We start from the raw sequence: 20,733 nt of genomic DNA, 5'->3' as shown, positions 1-20,733 counted from the left end.
CGGGCCGGGCTTGTGGCTGGTTGCGCGTCGGGTGAACCGGCGGGGGTGGGGGTGCGTCGGTGTGGGTGGGGCTCGGGAGAGGGCCTTGTGGGTGGGGCTTCGGGGCTGGGTCGCGGTTGGGGTTCTCAGGGCTGGGGCGGAGGTTGTCCGAATCATGACCGGAGGTGAGGGGTGCTCGCGGTACGGTCTGCGGAGTCGGTGAGAAGGAGCTTCTGGGTGGTCAGGCCCTCGGTTCGGCACGCGGTCTTGCGCGCGGTGGGCGCGTTGGCGCTGGTGGCGCTTGTTGGTGGGTGCGCCGTCAAGGTTGGTGGGGAGGCCAAGCGGGCTGGGGCCGTTCTTGATTCCGGCAAGGTGGCCGGGCTGCCCGTCACCGAGGGGCCCAGTGGGGCTCGGAGTGGCGCGCCGGCGGCCACCATCCAGGTGGACAACAGCGACAGTGGGCCGATCGACACGTTGGCGCGCAACGCGGTCGCCGATGTCCAGGACTACTGGATCGAGCGGTTTCCGAAGGACTTCGGCAAGCCGTTCCAGGCGGTGTCGCGGTACGTCTCCTACGACTCCGACGGGGCGAACCTCCAGCTGTGCCGGACCAATACCAAGGAAATGGTGAACGCGTTCTTCTGTCCGTCCGAGGACACCATCGCGTGGGACCGGGGGCAACTGCTGCCCCAGCTGGCCGATCGGTTCGGCGAGTTGGCCGTGGTGACCGTGTTGGCGCACGAGATCGGGCACGCCGTGTCGCAGCGGGCGGGGCTGGCGAAGCCGGGGACACCGACGATCGTCAGTGAGCAGCAGGCCGACTGCTTCACCGGGGCCTTCTTCAAGCACATGGCTGACGGCAAGACCCCGCACTTCGTGGTGTCCACCGGCGAGGGCCTGAACAACGTGCTGCAGACGATGTTCTCGTTGCGGGACCAGGTCGGCTCCTCCTTCACCAACAAGAACGCGCACGGCAACGCCTTCGACCGGGTATCGGCCTTCCAGTTCGGGTTCAGCCAGGGGCCGGTGCGGTGCGCGCAGATCGATCCGGCGGAGATCCAGCGGCGGATCACCGAGCTGCCGTTCAAGGCGACGGACAGCTTCCGCGGGAACCTGCCGATCACGGCGGAGAACCTGCTGACCATCGTGGAGAACCTCAAGCTGGTGTTCAAGGAGTCCGGGGCGCAGCCGCCCGACGTGCTCAACGGCTCGGTGAGCTGCCCGGACGGCAAGGTGACCCAGCCGGCCTCCTACTGCCCGGCGACCAACTCGATCAGCCTGGAAGTGGAGCAGCTCGCCCAGATCGGCGCGGCGCCACAGCGCGGGGCGAAGAAGGGCATGGCGATCGGGGACTTCGCGGCCTTCGCCGAGGTGGCGTCGCGGTACGTGCTCTCGGTGCAGAAGGCGACCGGGTTCCCGCTCAGCGACACCAACGCCGGGCTGCGCACCGCCTGCCTGGTTGGCTCCTGGGCCGGGGCGTTGCTGGAACGGCCCAGCGGGGGGCGCAACCCAGTGGGGACCATCCGGATTTCGGCGGGGGATCTGGACGAGGCGGTGGCCGAGCTGCTGTCCGGGAAGAGCCTGATCGCGGCGGATGTGAACGGGACGCATGTGCCGTCCGGGTTCGCGCGGATCGAGGCGTTCCGGATCGGGTTCATGGAGGGCAGCTCGCCGTGTGTCGAGGACTTCGGAGCCTGAGCGGGGCAAGCCGGGCCAGGTAAGCAACGGACTGGAGCCGGGCCGGGGCTGGGGATGGGCCGCCGCCGGGGCTCGGCTGGTGCCGGGCCGGGCCGGGCCGGAGCTGGGGCCGGGGCTCGGCTGGTGCCGAGCTGGAGCTGGCGCCGAGCTGGAGCTGGAGCTGGAGGCAGGCTGGGCTGGGGCCAGCGCCGGGTTGGGCCGGGCCGGTTTGGGGGCGGGCCGGTTTGGGGGCGGGCCGGGGTTGGGGGCGGGCCGGGGCCGGGCCCGAGTTGGGCTGCGGCCAGGCTGCGGCTGGGGCCGGGCTGGGCGGAAGCTGCGGTCAGAACGGGTTCGGGCCAGGCTGGGCTACAGGCCGCGCGGGCTGGGGCCAGTCGAGGTTGGGCTGGCTGGGTGGCTGGCTAGCGGGACGCCTGGGGCTGGGCATGGGAATCCCCCGGGTGGGCCGTGGGTGGCTCCCGGGGGATGTCCGCTGGGTCAGAACAGGGCGCTGGCCAGGTTTCGGCGGGCCTTCATCACTCGGTCGTCGGCTGGGTCGAAGAGCTCGAACAGGTCGACGAGGTGTTTGCGGGCTCGGTCTCGGTCTTCGCCCGCGGTGCGGCGGACCGCGTTGATCAGGCGGGTGAAGGCCTCCTCGACCTGGGAGGTGGCCAGTTCGGCGTCGGCGGCGGCGAGCTGGGCGTCCAGGTCGTCTGGGGTGGCGTCGGCCTTGGCGATGGCGGAGGGGTCCGCCGACTCGGCGCGAGCCGTGAAGCGGACCTGGGCGAGGGCGGCCTTTGCCATCTCGTTGGCCGGTTCGGCGGTGAGGATCTCCTGGTAGGCGGCCTCGGCGGCGGCGTAGTCGCCCTGGTCGAAGGCTTCTTCGGCGGCGACGAAGCGCGGGTCTTCCGGCTCCTCTTCCGCCGGCTGCTCGGCGGCGGCGCCTCGGTTGGCCTCAGCGGCGGCGATGCCGGGCAGGCGGTCGCGCAGGGCGTCGATCAGGGTAGTCAGCCACTCGCGGATCTGCGGTTCGGGCAGCGCTCCGGCGAAGGCGTCGACCGGCTGGCCGCCGGCGATCGCGACCACTGTGGGCACCGACTGGACGCCGAAGAGCTGGGCGATCCGGGGGTTGGTGTCGACGTCGACCTTGGCCAGCAGCCAGGTGCCGCCGCTGGCCTCGGCCAGGCGTTCCAGCACCGGGGACAGCTGCTTGCACGGGCCGCACCAGGTGGCCCACAGGTCGACCACGACCGGGATCTGGAGTGAGCGCTCGACCACCTTGGCCTGGAAGTCGGCCTCGGTGACGTCGATGACCCACTCGCCACCGCCACCACCGCCGGCGGCCGCGGGGGCGCCGGGCTCGGACTGGGCGGGGCCGGCCGGCTGACGGGCTGCCGCGTCGGCCCTGGCCTTGAGCGCGGACAGGTCCACCGCTCCGGCGAGCGCGGCGGACAGTGCGGCGGTCTTACGAGGATCGGGCCTTGTCACGGTTTCCATCCTGACACGACCCGGGTATGTCGCGCCGCCCGCCCGGCGATCCGGGTTGGCGGCGGCGGGGTCGCCTGGTGGTTCGGCCGCTCGCCGCGGTGCGCGGAAAGGGCGCTGAGCGGCAATTCGCGGTGGGCGGGGTGTGGGTTTCCGGGAAAATCAGACCGCACCCGGGGAATCGGAATCGGCCGGGTGCGGTTGGTCATGCTCGGTACTTTTCCATGCCTTCGCGAGAGGAGTTCACGGGCGGGAGTTGATGACTGGCCGGAATGGCCGGATCGGCACCGGGATGGAATTGTGTACGGTCGGCACTATGACGGTTGTCACTCCTGCGGGGGCAGCTTCTTCGGCAGACTGACAGAACCGGCAGTTTTGCCAGTCACCCTCGGGGTGAACGGACACACCCAGTCGGGCTCGGTAAAACGACCCCCGTAATGCCTGGACTCATCCTCGTAGGCCAGGAAGCTGGGGTTGACCGACCCGTGGAACTCCATCTCACGCTCGCGGATCCGCTCACGCATGGTGAAGAACTTCTCACGCAGCGCGTTGAACTGCACGTGGGAGTTGAACACCACGGCAGGCCGGGGGAACCGGCGGCCCGGCCGGGAGGCGTTGGGGTGCATGCCGATGACGAAGAACGGGTGCCCGCCGACGCAGTAGGCGAAGTCGCTGCTACCAGGGTCGCTGCTGTACAGGCGGTACCAGCGCGTGCCCTGGGCCACGTCGTAGTCGTGCAGCGCCTGCAGCTGCCCCCACAGCAACCGCTCGAAGTGCTGCTCGCTGGGACACTCCAGCTCGTCGAAGGTGGCCAGGAAGCTCGCGAAGCTCTTGTTGCTGAACTTCGTCTCCTTCGCGTAAGTGACCAGGTCGTGATGTAGAGCTGCGATTTCGGACACGTCACCGAAATCCCCGTAGTGGTGGTGCGTAATGGCGTTCTTGCGCAGCGCCGCCCGAGCGCCGAGACAGGCGAAGTCCTCGGCCGAGATGTGGTCGACCACCGCCTGGTAGGCGAGCGCTACCGGATCTGCTGTGCGAGGAGGCATGCCTCCATTAAGCCGGGGGTGACGCCCCGACTACAAGGAGCTTCCAGGAGGTGGAAGTGGCGCGGTAATGGCTCTGATCAGAACCGGGCGGGCTCGGTATAGGTGCCCCATTCCTCGCGGAGCACGTCGCAGATTTCCCCGAGAGTGGCCTCGGCGCGGGCCGCGGCGAGCATCGGTTCGATCAGACTGCCTTCACCCCTGGCGACCGCGCGGAGTTCGGCAAGGGTCCCATCAACGGCTGACCGGTCGCGCTGGGCGCGGCGTTCGGCCAGGGTTTGTCTCTGTTCGATTTCAACCTCGTGACTAACCCGCAAAATCTCCAGAGAATCCGCGGTGACGTCGGTGTGCACGTTGACCCCGACCATTTTCTTGTCACCCTTCTCCAGCGCCTGCTGGTACTCGAAGGCGGCGTCGGCGATCTCGCCGGTGAAGTAGCCGTCCTCGATGCCGCGCAGGATGCCCGAGGTCATCTCGCCGATCGGGTGGTTGCCGGAGGGCACGGCGAGCGCGGCCAGGTCCTTGATCCGCTGGAAGACCCGCTCCGCCTCGGCCTCCAGCCGGTCGGTGAGCGCCTCCACGTACCAGGAGCCGCCGAGCGGGTCGGCCACATTGGTCACCCCGGTCTCGGCCATGATCACCTGCTGGGTGCTCAGCGCGATCTGCGCGGCCCGCTCACTGGGCAGGGCGAGCACCTCATCCAGCGCGTTGGTGTGCAAGGAGTTGGTGCCACCGAGCACCGCGGACAGCGCCTCGATCGCGGTGCGCACGATGTTGTTGTCCGGCTGCTGCGCGGTCAGCGACACCCCCGCGGTCTGGGTGTGGAAGCGCAGCCACTGCGCCTTGTCCGTCTTGGCCCCGTAGACCTCGCGCAGCCAGCGGGCCCAGATCCGGCGGGCGGCGCGGAACTTGGCGATCTCCTCGAAGAAGTCGATGTGCGCGTCGAAGAAGAAGCTCAGCCCCGGCGCGAACTTCTCGATGTCCAGCCCCCGGGACAGGCCCAGCTCCACGTAGCCGAAGCCGTCGGCGAGGGTGAAGGCCAGCTCCTGCGCGGCGGTCGAGCCTGCCTCGCGGATGTGGTAGCCGGAGACCGACAGCGGCTTGTAGGCCGGGATGTTTTCCGCGCAGTAGGCCATCAGGTCGCCGATGAGCCGCAGGTGCGGCTCGGGCGCGAACAGCCACTCCTTCTGCGCGATGTACTCCTTGAAGATGTCGGTCTGCAGGGTCCCGTTCAGCCGCCCGAGGTCCGCGCCCTGGCGCTCGGCGGCGACCAGGTACATGCAGAACATCGGCACCGCGGGCCCGGAGATGGTCATCGAGGTGGTGACCTGCTCCAGCGGGATGTCCTCGAACAGGATGTCCATGTCCGCGGCGGAGTCGATGGCCACCCCGCAGTGCCCGACCTCGCCGAGGCTGCGCGGGTCGTCGGAGTCCCGGCCCATCAGCGTGGGCATGTCGAAGGCCACCGACAGCCCGCCGCCGCCCCTGCGCAGGATCATCCGGTAGCGCTCGTTGGTCTGCCTGGCGTTGCCGAACCCGGCGAACTGCCGGATGGTCCACTCCCGGCCGCGGTAGCCGGTCGGGTACAGGCCGCGGGTGAACGGGTACTCGCCCGGCCAGCCGATCCGCTCGAAGCCCTCCACCTGATCGCCTGGGCGCGGCCCGTACACCGGGTCCACCTCGAGGCCGGACAGGGTGCTGAAGTCAGCGTCCCTGACCTGGCCCTTCCGCTGTGCGTCCGCGTAGCGGTGCACCCAGCGCTCACGTCCGGCTCCGATGTCCATCCGCGCCTCCAGACCGTGGTCGGCAATCCAATAGTAGGACGACCGACCATGGCCGACCAGCGGGTCAGCCCTCGGTCAGGTGGGCCTCGACCCGTTCGACCTTCGCGGTGAGCTGGCCGGTGAAGCCGGGGCGGATGTCGGCCTTGAGCACCAGCGAGACCCGGGGACCGTAGGCGGCCACCGCCTCCACCGCGCGCTTCACCACGTCCATCACTTCGTCCCAAGAGCCCTCAATGGTGGTGAACATGGACGAAGTTTCGTTGGGCAGTCCCGATTCCCGGACCACCTTGACCGCGGCGGCGACCGCCTCGCTGACGCCACCGCCCTCACCACCGGACGGGCTGACACTGAACGCGACGAGCATCGGCTGGGCCTCCCTGGGTTCCACGGTGTGAAAAAAGATCCATCTCGGGCTGCTACCGCTGAGTACGCACTGCTAGTTTCAGAAGTCATGACCGGCCATCCGCTCCCATTCGACCCGATCGCGCGGGCCGCCGAATCCTGGACCCAGCGCATCGGGCCTTCCGAGACGATGGCCGCGGTGACCAGCCTGATGCGGGTTCAGCAGATCGTGCAGTCGGCGGTGGACGCCTCGCTGAAGCCGCACCGGCTGACCTTCGCCAGGTACGAGGCGCTGGTGCTGCTGACCTTCTCCCGGCGGGGCAGCCTGCCGATGCGGGTGATGGGCGAGCGGCTGCAGCTGCACCCGACCAGCGTGACCAACATCGTCGACCGCCTGGAGAGCGACGGCCTGGTGCAGCGCGAGCCGCACCCGACCGACCGCCGCACCACCCTGGTGGCGATCACCGACGCCGGCCGGGACCGGATGAAGGTGGCCACCGAGGCGGTGGTGGAGGCCGGGTTCGGCCTGCAGGGGCTGAGCGGACCGGAGACGGTCCAGCTCACCGCCCTGCTGGCCAAGGTCCGGCTGGCCACCGGCGACTTCACGGAGTGACCGCGGCCGCCGTCCGCTTGTTCACCCAGCGCTCGAACACGATGGTGCCGAACGGCGGCACGCTCGCGATCAGCGCCCAGGTCGTGGTGCGCCCGTCCCAGTTCAGCGGCTCACGCACCATGAGCACCACGAACAGGTAGAGCACGAAGATCACTCCGTGCACCGGGCCGAAGATCTTCACGCCCAGGTCGTTGAAGACCATGACGTACTTGAAGAACATGCCGACCAGCAGGCCGGCCCAGGAAAACGCCTCGGCGATGGCTACCGCTCGGAAACGCGCTGTGGGCGTAGCGAACACGCCGCTCCCTCCCTCGGGTGAAATGTCCGCTCTCCAGTGTGGTTGGTGATCGCGGTCACCCGGTCGGCGGGCGGTGCCAACGAGCGTGAGCTGGGAGTTCCAGGAACGCGCAAGGTTCCCGCAGGGACGCGCGGGCACGGTGGAGGCCGTGTGGCGAACGGACGTCGAGGGAGTCGAGGGGGCGTTCGCCCACCCGGGACCGGGCCCTGCGCAGCAGCAGGGCCCGGCTCGTCACTTGGCAGGCGGGAACATCTCGTGCACCGCGTCCGGCAGGTCGAGCCGGTCGCGCAGCTCCCGCACCGAGCGCTCGTGGTGGCCCGCCTGGTCCGGCTCGCCGCGGTCCTGGTGCAGGACGGCGAGCAGCTGGTGGGTGCGGGCCTGCTGGTACCCGTCGCCGATCTCCAGCGCGGTGGCCAGGCCCTGCCGCAGCGGGGCCAGCGCGCCCGCCGGGTCGCCCGCCCGGTGCCGGGCCAGGCCGAGGCAGGTCAGGCTGTGCGCCTGGGCGTACCGGTTCTCCCGCCGGCGGGCCAGCGCCAGCGCCCGCTCGTGCTGCGCGATCGCCTCCGTCAGCCGGTCGAGGCCGACGCAGGCGATGCCGATTCCGTTGCGGGCGTGGCATTCCAGGTCCGCGTCGCCGGTGGAGTCCGCCACCGTGACCGCCATCCGGTGGTGGCTGAGCGCGGACGGGTAGTCGCCGAGCCACTGGGCGGCGAAGCCGATGCCGACCAGCGCGTAGCCCTCCACGTGCGGGATGCCGGCGGCCCGGCCCAGTGCCAGCGCCTCGGTGTGCCGGGCCAGCGCGGTGGCGCTCTCGCCCAGCCGCCAGTGGGACAGGCCGAGGCCGTTGAGCGCCTGCCCGGTGACCAGGTCGTCGGCGCGGCGGCGGCCGACCTCCAGCGCGCGGGTGAAGCTGGTGATCGCCGGCTCGAAGTCGCCGCGGCGCCAGCGGGTCAGGCCGATGCCGATGTGCGCTGGCCCTTCGAGCTCGGCGTGGCCGGTGCCCAGCAGCAGGGTGTGCAGAGCGAGGGCGGCGTCGTAGTGGCCGCGTTCGTCGAGGTGGCGGGACAGCCGGGCGGACAGCGCGGTCAGCTCGGGCAGCCAGTCGCGCTGGGCGGCCAGCTCGGTGGCGGCGAACAGGTTCGGCCACTCCACGGCCAGGTCGTCGGCGTGCAGGTAGTGGGTCAGCAGGCGGCGCAGCGCGGGCTCGTCGGGGGCGGCGCGTTCGGTGGCGTGCAGGCGGACCAGGTCGTGCATGCGGTAGCGGGATGGGGCGTGTTCCTGGACCAGGTGCAGGGCGGTGAGCTCGCGGAGCAGGGCGCGGGTGGTGGGCTGGGACGCGGTGGCGGCGGGCTGGGGGTCCGCCGCCATGGCGAGCAGGGCGGGGCGGCTGAGGTCCGGGCCTGGGGCGTGCGCGATCAGGCAGGCGAGGGTGACCGCTTCGGGGGTCAGCGCCTGGTAGGTGGTGGCGAAGACGGCGCGCAGGCTGGCGGTCAGCTCGCCGGAGTCCAGCGCGGTCAGGCGGTCCTCGCGCAGCTCCTCGGCCAGCGCGGAGAGCGGGAAGCCGGGATGGGTGGCGGCGCGGGCGGCCACGATGCCCAGGGCCAGCGGCAGCCGGGCGCAGCGGTCCAGCAGCGCGGTGACCGCCTCGGGTTCGGCGGCCAGCCTGGACTCGCCGAGGTACCGGGAGAGCAGGTCGCGGGCGTCGGGGTCGGCGAGGGCGTCCAGCGGGACCGGGCGGGCGCCGTGGGTGGCGAGCAGGCCGTCCAGCCGGTGCCTGCTGGTGATCACCACGGTGCAGGACGGGCTGCCCGGCAGCAGTGGGAGCACCTGTTCGGAGTCGCGGGCGTTGTCCAGCACCACCAGCAACCTGCGGCCGGTGACCAGACTCCGGTACAGCGCGGCCTGCGCGTGCTCGTCCACCGGCACCGCGGCGGGCAGCACGCCGAGCGCGTCCAGGAAACCGCGCAGCGCCACCGCGGGCGGCATCGGCGGGCTGGACGGGTCGAAGCCGCGCAGGTCCACGTAGAGCTGCCCATCCGGGAAGGCGGCCAGGTTGGCGTGCGCCCAGTGCAGTACCAGCGAGGTCTTGCCGATCCCGCCGATCCCGCTCACCACACTGGTGCCGTCCACGCCCAGCCCGGCCAGCTCGGCGGCGCGGCCGGTGAACAGCCTCGGCGCGGCAGGCAGCTGGGCCGGGGTGGTGCCGGTCGGCGGGGTGAGGCCGGGGTCGGCGGTGAGGATGCGCTGGTACAGCTCGCGCAGCCGGGGGCCGGGGTCGATGCCGAGCTCCTCGGCCAGCCGGGCGCGCAGCTCGGTGTAGCGGGCCAGCGCGTCCGCCTGGCGGCCCAGGCGGCACAGCGCGAGCATCAGCTGGCCCGCGCGGCGCTCGTCCAGCGGGGCGGCGGCCGCGGCGGTGGTCAGCTCGGGCAGCAGCTCGGCGTGCCTGCCCTCGGCCAGCAGCAGCTCATCGCGGTCGAGCTCGGCGGTGTGGCGTTCCTGGGCCAGCGCGGTGCGCAGCGGTTCCAGGCCGGGCGCGTCCAGGTCGGCGAAGGGCTCGCCGCGCCACAGCGCGAGGGCCTCGGCCAGCAGCGGCAACGGTTCCGGCGCGGTGCGGGCCTTGGCGCACAGCGCGCGGAAGCGGTGCAGGTCCACCGCGGACTCCGGCACGCTCAGCGTGTAGCCGCCGTTGCCGCGGGTCAGGGTCACGCCGGTGGGCGCGAGGGTGCGGCGCAGCCGGGACAGGTAGCTGCCCAGGGTGTCCCGCGCGGTGTCCGGCAGCCGCTGCCCCCACACCCGGTCCAGCAGCACCGCGGCCGGTACCGGCCGGTTGGCCTCGGTCAGCAGCACCGCGAGCACGCTGCGCTGCCGCGCGTGCCCCAGTGCCAGAGCGCGCCCCGCCCAGGTGGCCTCCACCGCGCCGAACAGGCGGAACTCCACCGTCATCGCCTCACCCCTCCCCCGGAGTAGCCTTCGCGTTCGTGTCCGATGTGTACAGCGACGACTGGATCTGCACCCGGTTGGGTGAGGATGCCCAGCACTTCCTCGGCGCGGTGCACCCGCCGGTCTACGAGAACTCGCTCTTCACCTTCCCGAACGCCGCCGCGCTCGGGAAGGCGCTGCGCGCCGAGGACGAGAACTTCGTCTACTGGCGCGGCACCAACCCGACCGTGGCGCTGTTACAGGACAAGCTTGCCGCGCTGGAGCGGGCCGAGCGAGCGAAATGCTTCGGCTCCGGCATGGGCGCGATCTCGGCGACCCTGTCCTCCAGGGTGGCCGCGGGCGACCACGTGCTGGCGGTGGGCGCGATCTACGGGCCGACCACGAGTTTCCTGCGCTACCTGAGCAAGTTCGGCGTCACCCACACGCACGCCGCCGACCTGGCGCAGGCCCGCGAGCTGATCCGGCCGGAGACCTCGGTGGTGTACTTCGAGTCGCCGACCTTCATGGCCTTCCGGGTGCAGGACATCGCCGCGGTGGTCGAGCTGGCCCGCGCGCACGGCGCCACCACCATCATGGACAACACCTGGGCCACCCCGCTGTACCAGAAGCCGATCACCATGGGCGTCGACCTGGTGCTGCACTCGCTGTCGAAGTACATCGGCGGGCACAGCGACCTGGTCGGCGGCGTGGTCTGCGGCTCGGCCGAGCTGGTGCGGCCGCTGGCGCTGACCGAGTACCAGCTCTACGGCGCGGCGATGTCCCCGCACGACGCGGCCAAGGCGGTCAAGGGCCTGCGCACGCTCGGGGTGCGGATGGCCGCGCACGGGGAGCGGGCACTGCGGGTGGCCGAGTTCCTGGAGTCGCACCCGAGGGTGCGCACGGTGCGCTACCCGGGGCTGCCCTCGCACCCGGACCACGAGCTGGCCAGGCGGCAGCTCGCCGGCTTCTCCGGTCTGTTGGCCTTCGAGCTGGACACCGAGAACCCGTCGCTGGTGGAGCGGTGGGTGGACGCGTTGCAGCACTTCAGGATCGGCGTGTCCTGGGGCGGCTACGAGAGCCTGGTCAACGCGCCGGCGGTGACCGTGGAGGAGTCGGTGCGGGCCACCATGGGCATCCCGGTCGGCCTGGTCCGGCTGTCGGTGGGCCTGGAGGACGGCGAGACCCTGGTGGCTGATCTCGCCGCCGCGTTCGAGCAGCTGGGTTAGCGGATCACGGAGTTGATCCAGGCCACCTCCGGGGCCACGTCGGTGTAGGCGCTGAAGTGGTTCGGGCTGCCGCACTGGTAGGGCTTCGACGCATCCTTCGGCCCGCCGCCCGAGGTCACCCCGGCCAGCCGCCAAACCCGTGAGGTCCGCACCAGCGCGGGCCCGCCGGAGTCACCGGAGCAGGCCCCCTTGCCGTCCTTGGCAGGCAGGCACAGCGCCTTCGGGTTGTCCTTGCCGCGGAAGCACTCGGCGTCCGGGGCCACCGGCAGCGCGATCTGCTGGAGCCGGTCCGGGTACGTGCAGTCCGGGTTGTCCGAGCAGGTCAGTCCCCAGCCGAACAGGTCCAGCCTGGTGCCGGCGCCCGGCGAGTCGCCGGTGAGCCGCATGGGCGGCAACGACACCGGGCGGTCCAGCCGGACCAGGGCCAGGTCGACGCCGCTGAACCCGGTGGCCGGGTCGAACTTCGCCGAGGGGTGCTTGACCACCTCGACCGGCTTGGCCACGACACCGCCGCGGAGGCGGTCGCGGCCGCCGATGCGGAGCAGGTCGCCGCCGCCGTTCTCGGCGACGCAGTGGAAGGCGGTCAGCACCCACTGCGGGGCCACGAGGGTGCCGCCGCATTCGTGCTCGCCGGCGCTCTGCAGCGAGACCATCCACGGGGTGGGCACCCGCGCGTTGTCCCCGTTGGTGATCGCGCCCGCGGGCACCGCGGTGAGGCCGAGCAGGGCCGCGGTGGTGGCGAGCAGGAGGAGTAGCCGTTGTCTCATGTGGACTTGGTAGCGGGAAAGGGGTTTCCAGAAGGTCTCCACCCAGCTAATGACCCTGGACAGCGGCTCGGGGGCTCGGCTACGTTCGCCGGACTCGACCAGGGTTGACAACGTTGACACGTCTCGGGGGCGGCATGCGCAGACCACGATCCGCCGTGTTCGGGCTGGTGGCCCTGGTGCTGACCTCGGTGCTGACCGGTTGCGGCCCTGGCGGCGGGACCACGCTGCGGGTGATCCAGAGCCTGACCAGTCCGGAGCGGACCGCGTTGCTGCGGGACATGATCACCGCCTTCGAGACGGCCAACCCGGACGTCGACGTGCGGCTGATCTCGCCGCCGTTGCAGAGCGCGGACCAGAAGATCGCGCAGGTGCTCAGCGCCAAGAACGACGTGGACCTGGTGGAGGTGCGGGACTACACGGTCAAGCAGTTCGTCAACAACGACAGCCTGCTCGACCTCTCCCCCTACGTCTCGGGCTGGCCCGGCTGGCCGGAGCTGACGCCGCTGGCCCGGCAGAAGGCGGCCTCGGTGGGCGGCAAGCCGTACCTGGTGCCGTACGGGTTCTTCCAGAACACCCTGTTCGCGCGGACGGACCGGTTGGCGGAGAAGGGAATCGCGCCGCCGGCCACGTGGCCGGAGCTGATCGACGCGGCGGTGCAACTGACCGAGCCCGGCAAGAACCGGTTCGGCTACTCCTTCCGCGGCGGGGCAGGCACCTTCCACTACGCGGTGTCCATCATCTCCGCCTACGTCGGGCCGAAGGTCGATCCAGCGCAGGGGTTCTGGCGCAAGGACGGCGGCACGATCTTCGCCGCGCCGGAGGCGGCCACCGCGATGGAGGCCTTCCTCAAGCTGTTCAAGACCGGGTCGCCGCCAGGGTCGCTGGGCTGGAGCTACCCGGAGATGGTGCAGGGCTTCACCTCCGGGGTGACCTCGCTGCTCATCCAGGACCCCGAGGTGATCAAGACGACCGAGCGGGCCACCGGGCTGCCCAAGGGATCGTGGACCACGCTGCCGATTCCCAAGGGGCCCAGCGGACTCGCGTTGCAGCCCACCGGTTACGCGGGCTGGGGCGTGACCTCGTTCAGCCGTAACCGGGACGCGGCGGTAAAGCTGCTGGAGTTCCTCAGCTCGGCCGAACAGGGCCTGCGCTGGGCCAAGGAGCACTCGCTGATCCCGGTGCACACCGCGGCGGCCACTGACCCGCAGTTCACCACCGGCGCGTTCAAGGCCTACCTGGACATGGCCAACGACCCCGCGCAAGTGGTGGTGGAGCGGCCGATCCAGTACCCGGGCTGGGGTCGCTGGCAGAAGCAGGCCGACATCGACGTGCAGTCGCTGCTGGTCGGGGAGGAGTCGGTGGCCGAGGTGCTGAGTTCCTGGGACGAGTTCTGGGCCGAGCAGAAGAAGGCCGGTGGCGCGTGACGACCGAGACCGCCCCGCGCCCGTCCTTCCTGCTGCGCCGCAACCGTGGGCTGTTCATCACCGCCTGCCTGGCGCCCGCGCTGCTGCTGGTCGGGCTGTTCACCTACTACCCGATGATCCGCGGCGGGGTCATCTCCTTCCAGAACTACACCCTGTTCGACCTGTCCAGCACCGACTTCATCGGCTGGGGCAACTTCGAAAAAGTCCTTGCCGAGCCAGGGTTCTGGACCGCGCTGGCCAACACCGGGATCTGGGTGCTGTTCTCCCTCACCGGCCAGTTCGTGCTCGGTTTCGCGCTGGCCCTGTTGCTGCAGAAGGCTTTCCGCGGCCGGGGGCTCTACCAGGCGCTGGTGTTCTTCCCCTGGGCCATGTCCGGGTTCCTGATCGGGCTGGTCTGGCGGTGGATGTTCAACGCCGAGTTCGGCGTGGTCAACGACCTGCTGCTGCGGCTGGGCGTCGTGGACGCGCCGATCGCCTTCCTGGCCAGTCCGGAGTGGGCGCAGACCGGGCAGATCATCGCCAACATCTGGTACGGCGTCACGTTCTTCTCGATCATGATCTTGGCTGCCTTGCAGTCGGTGCCGCAGGAGCTGCACGAGGCGGCCCGGCTGGACGGCGCGAGCTACACCCAGGCGCTGCTGCGGGTGGTGATCCCGTTCATCCGGCCCACCCTGGTGCTGGTGGTGCTGCTGCGGGTGATCTGGATCCTGAACTTCCCGGACATCATCTACGCGATGACCGACGGCGGCCCGGCAGGCAAGACGCACATCATCACCACCTACATGATCAACAAGATCATCGGCGCCCAGGACTACGGGCAGGCCTCCGCGGTCGGGCTGATCGTGCTGGTGCTGCTGTTCGCGTTCACGGTCTTCTACCTGGCCGCGACCAGGCTGGAAAAGAGCAGGGACTTCTGATGCGCGCAGCAGCCTTCGCCCGCTTCGCCGTGCTCGGCGTGTGGCTGGTGGTCACCATCTTCCCGCTGTACTGGATCGTGGTCACCTCGCTGAAACCGCAGGGCGACATCTTCACCCTGCCGCTGACCTACCTGCCCGGCTCGCCGACGCTGGCCAACTACGAGCGACTGTTCGGCTTCGCCAGCTTCGGCACCTACATCGGCAACAGCCTGCTGGTCTCGCTGGCCGCGGCCGCGATCGTGCTGCTGATCGGGCTGCTGGCCGGGTACGTGCTGGCCAGGTTCACCTTCCGCGGGCGCGGGCAGGTGATGCTGGCTTTCCTGGTGACGCAGATGATCCCGCTGTTCATCGCGCTGGGTCCATTGTACCTGCTGCTGAACTCGCTCGACCTGCTGAACCGGTTGCCGGGACTGGTGCTGGTGTACGTGGCGATGCTGATCCCGTTCTGCACCATCATGTTGCGCGGGTTCTTCGAGCGGATCCCGGTGGCCATCGAGGAAGCGGCCATGATCGACGGCTGCGGGCGGTTGCAGGCGCTGTTCCGGGTGGTGGTGCCGGTGATGCTGCCGGGCATCGCGGCCACCTTCGTCTTCGCCTTCATCCAGTGCTGGAACGAGCTGTTCCTGGCGATCATGTTCATCGACGACGAGGAGGCCAAGACCATCCCGGTGGCGATGAACTCCTTCATCACCCAGTACGACATCGACTGGGGCTCGATGTCGGCGGCCACCGTGGTCTCGCTGGTGCCCTCGATGATCCTGTTCGCCTTCGCCCAGCGCTACATCGTGGAAGGTCTCTCCGGCGGCGCGGTCAAGGGCTGAGGCGGCAGCGCAGCAGCGCGAGCCCGCCGAGCACCGCGGCAAAACCGAGCAGCACCGCCACCGGCCAGACCGGCCCGGTCTCGCTGAGCGCGCTGAGCAACCCGTTGCGCTGCACCCGCATCGGCAGCACCGCGACCGCCGAGTGCACCCAGGCCGGGGCGTCGGTGATGAAGGTGCCACTGGTCACGCCCATCGGGATGAGGATCAGCATGGTCACCGCGGCGGCCTGCTCCGCGGTGGCGGTGAGCGCTCCCACGAGTAGTCCGAGCGCGGCGAAGGCCAGCGTGCCGGCCACCAGGTACAGCGGCGGCGGCCACCAGCGCACCGGCCGCAGGCCCAGCGCCACCGCGATCGCCAGCTGCGCCGCGACCTGCCAGGCGGTGTGCCCGAGCAGGGCGAGCAGCCTGGCCAGCAGCACCGTTGGCCAGCCTGCCGGGCTGCGCCGGATCTGGCGGAGCAGGCCGGAGCGCCGCCAGGCGGCCAGTGGGACCGCGGCGCCGAGCGCGGCGGAGCTGGCGATGGTCCAGCCGAGCACGCCGGGGGCGGTGGCCTGGAGCGGGCCGGGGCCCGCGGAGCTGAACAGCAGGGCGAAGGCGCTCAGGTAGGCCAGCGGGGCGAAGAAGGTGAAGAAGAGCAGGACGCGGTGGCGGAGCAGGTCGCGGGCGGCGGCCAGCACGAGCGGGCCGAGGACGGCGGGGGCAGGGTGGCGGGCGGCGGTCACGGGGCGACCTCCCGAGCGCCGGAGCGGGCGGTGGTCATGGGGCGATCTCCCGAGCGCCGGAGCGGGCGGTGGTCATGGCGCAGCCTCCCCAGTGCGGGCAGTCGGCGGTCATGGGATTGCCTCCCGGCCGCCCAGGTGGCGGAGCACGTCGGCGAGGGTGGCCGGGGTCGCCGTGGGGTCCAGCAGGCGGCGTTCGGCGTCCAGGGCCGCCATCAGGTCCGCCGGGCGGTCCACGGTGAGCAGGCGGCCGTGCCCGAGCAGCGCGACCCGGTCGGCGCGGGCGGCCTCGGCCGGGTCGTCGGTGGTGAACAGCACGGTCTGCGGCAGGGTCGCCAGCACCGGCCACAGCTCGCCGGGACCGGCGTCCAGCACCAGCGCGGCGGGTTCGGCGACCAGGGCGCAGGCCAGGCCGAGGCGGCGTCGGCGCTCGGGGCTGAGCCGGTCCTCGCGGTGGTCGACGAAGGCCGCCAGGCCGACCGCGGCCAGCAGCTCCGGCGGCGGATTACGGCGGTGCAGGGCGGCGAAGGCGGCGAGCTGTTCCCGGCAGGTCAGGCGGTCGAACAGGGCCGGTTCGGCTGCGGCCAAGGCGATTCCACCGTCCACGTGGACCATGCCCCGGTCGGGGCGGCGGAGTCCGGCCAGCAGCTCGGCCAGCGGATCACCCGCGCCGTGGACCGCGAACCGTTCCCCTGGGTTGACCTGCCAGGAGACGCCGAGCAGGACCTGGCCCACGGCAAGGTCCTCGATCACGATCTCGGCGGCCACCCCGGAGAAGCTAGCCGAACGTGGCGTCCGCCGGGGCGGGATGCGACATTGACCCCGTGCGGTTCGGCGTGCTCGGGTCGGTGGAGGCATGGCGGGACGGGACGGCGCTGCCGCCCGGTCCGCCCCGCCGCCGCGCGCTGCTCGGCCTGCTGCTGGTCGACGCCGGGCGGGTGGTGCCGGTGGATCGGCTGGTCAAGGCGCTGTGGGACTCATCGCCGCCGGCCTCGGCGCGCAACGCGGTGCACGGGCTGATCGCCGCGCTGCGCAAGGTGCTGGCCGAGGAGTCCGGCGTCGAGCTGCTCACCCGGCCGCCCGGGTACCAGTTGGTGGTGGATCCACAGCTGGTGGACCTGCACCGGTTCCGCGCGCTGGTCGCCGAGGCCGGGCGGGCGGGCCAGACCGACGAGCAGGCCGCCGCGCTGCTGCACCACGCGCTGGCGCTCTGGCGCGGCGCGCCACTGGCCGACCTGCGCTTCGACTGGGTGCGGCAGGAGCTCGCGCCGCGGCTGGAGCGGGAGCTGCTGGACACCCTGGAGCGCCGGATCGAGCTGGACCTGCGGCTGGGCGCGCACCACGAGCTGGTCGGCGAGCTGACCTCGCTGACCAAGGATCATCCGACCAGGCCCCGGTTCTGGTACCAGCTGATGCTCGCGCTGTACCGGGCCGGACGGCAGGCGGAGGCGCTGGAGACCTACCGGCTCGCGCACGGGTTGTTCCGCACCGGCCTGGACGCCGAGCTGCGCGCGCTGCACCAGTCCATCCTCAGCGGCGCGCCCTCCAGCCAGGACCGGGCCATCGACACACCCCGCCCGGCCGGGGTCTGCCAGCTGCCGCCGGGCGCCAACGGTTTTGTCGGCCGCGCCGAGCTGCTGGACCGGCTGGACGCGCTGCTCGTGCCGGGCCCGGCCGCGGTGGTGGCGGCGCTGGCCGGTCCGCCTGGGGTGGGCAAGACGACGGTGGCGGTGCAATGGGCGCACGGCGCGCGCGGACGGTTCCCGGACGGGCAGCTCTACGTGAACCTGCGCGGCTACGCCACCAGCCCGCCGATGCCGCCGACCGAGGCGCTGGCCCGGCTGCTGCGCGCGCTGGGCGTGCGCCCCGACCACGTGCCCGCGGCGCTGGACGAGCAGATCGCGTTGTACCGCAAGGCGTTGTCCGGCAAGCGGGTGCTGGTGGTGCTGGACAACACCGCGGGCGCGGCGGAGGTCCGGCCGCTGCTGCCGGACACCCCCGGCAGCGCGGCGCTGGTCACCAGCAGGGACAGCCTGCGCGCACTGGGCGCGCCGACGCTGACGGTGGACGTGCTGCCCTCGGCGGAGGCGGTGGCCCTGCTCGGCGACGTGCTCGGCGCGGACCTGGTGCACCGCGAACCGGGCGCGGCGCTGGAGCTGGCCGCGCTGTGCGCCCGGCTGCCGCTGGCGCTGCGCATCGCCGGGGCCAACTTCGCCGGACGCCCGCACCGCGACCTGGCCCGCTACGTCACCGACCTGCGCGCGGGCAACCGCCTGGACGCGCTGTCGGTGGACGGCGACAGCGAGGCCGCCGTGCACGCCGCCTTCGACCTCTCCTACCAGACCCTGGACCCGTTGGCGCAGCGGCTGTTCCGCCTGCTCGGCCTGCTGCCCGGCCCGGACTTCGGCCTGCACCTGGCCGCCGCCGTGGCCAAGCACTCGCTGGCGGAGACCGCCCTGTTGCTGGACCAGCTCACCGCGGCGAACCTGGTGCAGCCCGGCACCCCCGGCCGGTTCCAGTGCCACGACCTGCTGCGCGAGTACGCCCTGGACCGCGCCGAGCACAGCGAAGCGCCCGCGGAGCTGCACGCGGCCCGGTGCCGGGTCTACGAGTTCCTCATCCACGCCGCCACCGAGGATCAGTCCATTGTGGACAGTGAACGGCCGACCATGGTGGCGGCCGCGACCAGTGCGGCCGAACGCGGCCTGCCGGAGTACGCCTGGCGGATCGCGGACGCGCTGCGCGGCTACTTCGGCGCCCGCGGCTGCGGCGGCGAGGCGGTGGCCACCGCCGAGGCCGGGCTGGCCGCGGCCACCGCGGCGCACGACCGCCAGGCGCAGGCCGGCATGCACGCGCTGCTCGGCCAGTTCCAGACCAGGCTGGGCGGCTTCCGCGCCGCCGCCGAGCACCAGCGGAAAGCCCTGGAGCTGTACCGGTCCCTGCGCGATCCGCGCGGTCAGGCGGCCGCGCTGGACGGCCTCGGCCTGGCCCACCACCGCCTCGGCCAGGCCCAGACCGCGGCCGAACAACTGGCCAGGTCCCTTGTCCTGTACCGGGAAGCCGGCGACCAGGCAGGCGAGGCCAGCGCACTGAACAACCTGGGTGCGGTGCACCAGCAGCTGGGCCGCTTCGCTGAGGCGATCCAACTGCACGAGCAGGCCGTGGCCCTGGGCAACGCCGACGCCCGCCTGTTCCTCGGCGTGGCACTGTCTTCGGTAGGCCGCCCCGCGGAAGCGCTGGCCCAGCAGAACCTCGCGCTGACCGGCTACCGCGAACGCCAGAACCGGGTCGGCGAGGCCGCCACCCTGAGCTGCGTCGCCGCGGTGCACCGCGACCGCGACGAGCTCACCGAGGCCGAACACCTGGCCGCCTCGGCGGTGGCGCTGGCCAGGGAGCTGGGCGACCGCCGGATCGAGGCCAACGGCCTGAACATCCTGGCCTCGCTGCACCGCAAGCGCGGCAACACCTCGGTGGCCACCGGCTACTACCAGCTCGCGATCCGGATCGCCGAGGAGATGGGCTTCCGCGCCGGCCGGGTGCACGCGATGTCCAACCTGGCCACCATCGCCCGCGAGGACGGCAGACCCACCGAAGCACTGGCCATGGCCGAGGAAGCCCTCACCGAGGCCCGTGCCGGACAACTCCGCTTCATGGAGTCCCCCATCCTCACCGAACTAGCCCACACCAAGCTCGCCCAAGGCGACACAAGCGCCGCGACCGGACTGGCCGCCGCGAGTGTCGAACTGGCCAGGGAAACCGGCCAGCGCCTGTTCCTCGGCCAGGCCCTCACCGTGCACGGCTTGGCCGTGCCGGACCCCCACACTGCCCGCGCCAGCTGGCAAGAGGCCATTGAGGTGCTGCGCTCCTGCGAGGCGGCCGCCGAGGCCAGACGGGTCGCGGCAATGCTCGCGGGCTAGGCCGTGCGCCCGCGGGCAGGCACCACACGGAGACCGGATGGTCGCTTGTTCCCGGCCGCACCTGCTAGCAGAGTGAACACGTCCGAACGCAGAGCGTCACCGCGGTCCGGCGCGGTCACCCACCGAACCCAAAGGATCTCATGCGCTTCTCCTTGCCCGCCAAGGCCATCGGCTGCACCTTCGCGCTAGCCGCGATCCTCACCCCAGCCGCCCAGGCCGCCCCCGCCGCAGGCCCGGACATCAAGATCGGCCTGTCCACCAACCCCATCCTGGGCGTCGTGATCCCCGCCATCGAGTACACGGTCAAGGCCACCAACTTGGGCCCCGGCACCGCCTCTGGCGTAGTGGTCAAGGCCCAACTCCCCGCGGGCCTCACCGCCAGCCAGGCCGACCCCGGCTGCACCATCGCAGGCCAGACAGTCACCTGCGGCGGCGGCAGCCTGGCCGCCGGAGCATCGGACGAGGTGACCTTCAGAGTCCCCCTGAGCCTGCTCACCATCGGCGTGGCAAAAAAGGTCACAGTGACACTCACATCGTCGAGCCCCACGGACCCCAACCCCGCCAACAACACCGCCTCGAAGAGCTGCACCGTGGTAACCCCACTCTTGGTGCTGTGCAGCTAGAGAACCGTTGGCACAACTAGAGAACTAGCGACAACTTCTTGCGAAAGAGGCGTGGCGCGCCAGCGACACGCCGGGCTCTTGACACCGCGGTGGGTTTGATTTTTCGCGTCGCCTTGTCGTGTGCCCGACGCATCCGAAGCTTGCTTCGCGTGCGGCGGGTGCACGACGAGGCGACTGAAGAGC

The 20,733-nt window shown here is 71.4% G+C and carries 17 protein-coding genes; 8 read left to right on the top strand and 9 right to left on the bottom strand.

Annotation, left to right across the window (positions count from 1 at the left end):
* Window positions 1-216 precede the first annotated feature (216 nt).
* Window positions 217-1,677, top strand: coding sequence for a neutral zinc metallopeptidase (locus ACWDY5_RS03380; protein ID WP_449720753.1), 1,461 nt, complete (start codon window positions 217-219; stop codon window positions 1,675-1,677).
* Between the two features lie 474 nt (window positions 1,678-2,151).
* Here the strand turns inward: ACWDY5_RS03380 and ACWDY5_RS03375 are convergent, their stop codons facing one another.
* The 4 genes from ACWDY5_RS03375 to ACWDY5_RS03360 all read right to left on the bottom strand — a co-directional run bounded on the left by ACWDY5_RS03375 (window position 2,152) and on the right by ACWDY5_RS03360 (window position 6,329).
* Window positions 2,152-3,150: a tetratricopeptide repeat protein gene (locus ACWDY5_RS03375; protein WP_449720752.1), complete on the bottom strand. Its 999-nt coding sequence runs from the start codon at window positions 3,148-3,150 to the stop codon at window positions 2,152-2,154.
* Window positions 3,151-3,464: 314 nt separating this feature from the next.
* On the bottom strand, window positions 3,465-4,184 hold the full coding sequence (gene gntA, locus ACWDY5_RS03370) for a guanitoxin biosynthesis heme-dependent pre-guanitoxin N-hydroxylase GntA (protein WP_449720751.1): 720 nt from the start codon (window positions 4,182-4,184) through the stop codon (window positions 3,465-3,467).
* 77 nt (window positions 4,185-4,261) lie between these two features.
* Entirely contained in the window at window positions 4,262-5,965 is a 1,704-nt protein-coding gene (locus tag ACWDY5_RS03365; protein WP_449720750.1) for an acyl-CoA mutase large subunit family protein, read from the bottom strand.
* Window positions 5,966-6,029: 64 nt separating this feature from the next.
* A complete protein-coding gene (locus ACWDY5_RS03360; protein WP_283661193.1) occupies window positions 6,030-6,329 on the bottom strand; it encodes an MTH1187 family thiamine-binding protein in 300 nt (99 codons plus the stop codon).
* 87 nt (window positions 6,330-6,416) lie between these two features.
* On the opposite strand from ACWDY5_RS03360, the gene ACWDY5_RS03355 reads away from it, so the two are divergent.
* On the top strand, window positions 6,417-6,920 hold the full coding sequence (locus ACWDY5_RS03355) for a MarR family winged helix-turn-helix transcriptional regulator (RefSeq protein ID WP_252484008.1): 504 nt from the start codon (window positions 6,417-6,419) through the stop codon (window positions 6,918-6,920).
* Here ACWDY5_RS03355 and ACWDY5_RS03350 read toward each other — a convergent pair.
* Window positions 6,910-7,218 carry a DUF3817 domain-containing protein gene (locus tag ACWDY5_RS03350; RefSeq protein WP_252484009.1) on the bottom strand — a complete coding sequence of 103 codons (309 nt, stop codon included), beginning with the start codon at window positions 7,216-7,218 and terminating at the stop codon, window positions 6,910-6,912. The genes ACWDY5_RS03355 and ACWDY5_RS03350 overlap by 11 nt on opposite strands.
* A 231-nt stretch (window positions 7,219-7,449) precedes the next feature.
* Complete coding sequence (locus ACWDY5_RS03345; protein ID WP_449720749.1) at window positions 7,450-10,161, bottom strand: BTAD domain-containing putative transcriptional regulator; 2,712 nt, start codon at window positions 10,159-10,161, stop codon at window positions 7,450-7,452.
* Between the two features lie 35 nt (window positions 10,162-10,196).
* Here ACWDY5_RS03345 and ACWDY5_RS03340 point away from each other — a divergent pair, with 35 nt between their 5' ends.
* Window positions 10,197-11,363: a trans-sulfuration enzyme family protein gene (locus ACWDY5_RS03340; RefSeq protein ID WP_449720748.1), complete on the top strand. Its 1,167-nt coding sequence runs from the start codon at window positions 10,197-10,199 to the stop codon at window positions 11,361-11,363.
* Here the strand turns inward: ACWDY5_RS03340 and ACWDY5_RS03335 are convergent.
* Window positions 11,360-12,130: a S1 family peptidase gene (locus ACWDY5_RS03335; protein WP_449720747.1), complete on the bottom strand. Its 771-nt coding sequence runs from the start codon at window positions 12,128-12,130 to the stop codon at window positions 11,360-11,362. The genes ACWDY5_RS03340 and ACWDY5_RS03335 overlap by 4 nt on opposite strands.
* Window positions 12,131-12,264: 134 nt before the next feature.
* On the opposite strand from ACWDY5_RS03335, the gene ACWDY5_RS03330 reads away from it, so the two are divergent.
* From ACWDY5_RS03330 to ACWDY5_RS03320, 3 genes are read left to right on the top strand one after another with little or no spacing between them, the layout of a single operon-like run.
* Complete coding sequence (locus ACWDY5_RS03330; RefSeq protein WP_449720746.1) at window positions 12,265-13,554, top strand: ABC transporter substrate-binding protein; 1,290 nt, start codon at window positions 12,265-12,267, stop codon at window positions 13,552-13,554.
* Window positions 13,551-14,471, top strand: a complete 921-nt coding sequence (locus ACWDY5_RS03325; RefSeq protein ID WP_449720745.1) for a carbohydrate ABC transporter permease — start codon at window positions 13,551-13,553, stop codon at window positions 14,469-14,471. Before ACWDY5_RS03330 ends, ACWDY5_RS03325 begins: the two co-directional genes overlap by 4 nt.
* On the top strand, window positions 14,471-15,292 hold the full coding sequence (locus ACWDY5_RS03320) for a carbohydrate ABC transporter permease (RefSeq protein WP_449720744.1): 822 nt from the start codon (window positions 14,471-14,473) through the stop codon (window positions 15,290-15,292). The genes ACWDY5_RS03325 and ACWDY5_RS03320 overlap by 1 nt, the downstream gene beginning before the upstream one ends.
* Here the strand turns inward: ACWDY5_RS03320 and ACWDY5_RS03315 are convergent.
* Window positions 15,282-16,013: an ABC transporter permease gene (locus ACWDY5_RS03315; protein WP_449720743.1), complete on the bottom strand. Its 732-nt coding sequence runs from the start codon at window positions 16,011-16,013 to the stop codon at window positions 15,282-15,284. The two genes, ACWDY5_RS03320 and ACWDY5_RS03315, sit on opposite strands and share 11 nt — an antisense overlap.
* A gap of 108 nt (window positions 16,014-16,121) precedes the next feature.
* Window positions 16,122-16,778 (bottom strand): ATP-binding cassette domain-containing protein, encoded by a 657-nt coding sequence (locus ACWDY5_RS03310; RefSeq protein ID WP_449720742.1) that lies wholly within the window; start codon window positions 16,776-16,778, stop codon window positions 16,122-16,124.
* Window positions 16,779-16,834: 56 nt separating this feature from the next.
* Between ACWDY5_RS03310 and ACWDY5_RS03305 the strand changes: the two genes are divergently transcribed.
* Window positions 16,835-19,927 carry a BTAD domain-containing putative transcriptional regulator gene (locus ACWDY5_RS03305; protein ID WP_449720741.1) on the top strand — a complete coding sequence of 1,031 codons (3,093 nt, stop codon included), beginning with the start codon at window positions 16,835-16,837 and terminating at the stop codon, window positions 19,925-19,927.
* A gap of 140 nt (window positions 19,928-20,067) precedes the next feature.
* Window positions 20,068-20,550 (top strand): DUF11 domain-containing protein, encoded by a 483-nt coding sequence (locus ACWDY5_RS03300; RefSeq protein ID WP_449720740.1) that lies wholly within the window; start codon window positions 20,068-20,070, stop codon window positions 20,548-20,550.
* Window positions 20,551-20,733: the final 183 nt, after the last annotated feature.

The sequence above is a fragment of the Crossiella sp. NPDC003009 genome (assembly GCF_053591555.1).
The sequence above is the reverse complement of the archived record's forward strand: the minus strand, read 5'-3'. Positions and strand labels throughout refer to the sequence as shown.

Excerpts from the sequence above, each read along its gene's own strand:
- ACWDY5_RS03335 (WP_449720747.1), bottom strand. The coding sequence starts at position 12,130 with ATGAGACAACGGCTACTCCTCCTGCTCGCCACCACCGCGGCCCTGCTC.
- ACWDY5_RS03320 (WP_449720744.1), top strand. The coding sequence starts at position 14,471 with ATGCGCGCAGCAGCCTTCGCCCGCTTCGCCGTGCTCGGCGTGTGGCTG.
- ACWDY5_RS03330 (WP_449720746.1), top strand. The coding sequence starts at position 12,265 with ATGCGCAGACCACGATCCGCCGTGTTCGGGCTGGTGGCCCTGGTGCTG.
- gntA (WP_449720751.1), bottom strand. The coding sequence starts at position 4,184 with ATGCCTCCTCGCACAGCAGATCCGGTAGCGCTCGCCTACCAGGCGGTG.
- ACWDY5_RS03365 (WP_449720750.1), bottom strand. The coding sequence starts at position 5,965 with ATGGACATCGGAGCCGGACGTGAGCGCTGGGTGCACCGCTACGCGGAC.
- ACWDY5_RS03300 (WP_449720740.1), top strand. The coding sequence starts at position 20,068 with ATGCGCTTCTCCTTGCCCGCCAAGGCCATCGGCTGCACCTTCGCGCTA.
- ACWDY5_RS03360 (WP_283661193.1), bottom strand. The coding sequence starts at position 6,329 with ATGCTCGTCGCGTTCAGTGTCAGCCCGTCCGGTGGTGAGGGCGGTGGC.
- ACWDY5_RS03345 (WP_449720749.1), bottom strand. The coding sequence starts at position 10,161 with ATGACGGTGGAGTTCCGCCTGTTCGGCGCGGTGGAGGCCACCTGGGCG.
- ACWDY5_RS03375 (WP_449720752.1), bottom strand. The coding sequence starts at position 3,150 with ATGGAAACCGTGACAAGGCCCGATCCTCGTAAGACCGCCGCACTGTCC.
- ACWDY5_RS03355 (WP_252484008.1), top strand. The coding sequence starts at position 6,417 with ATGACCGGCCATCCGCTCCCATTCGACCCGATCGCGCGGGCCGCCGAA.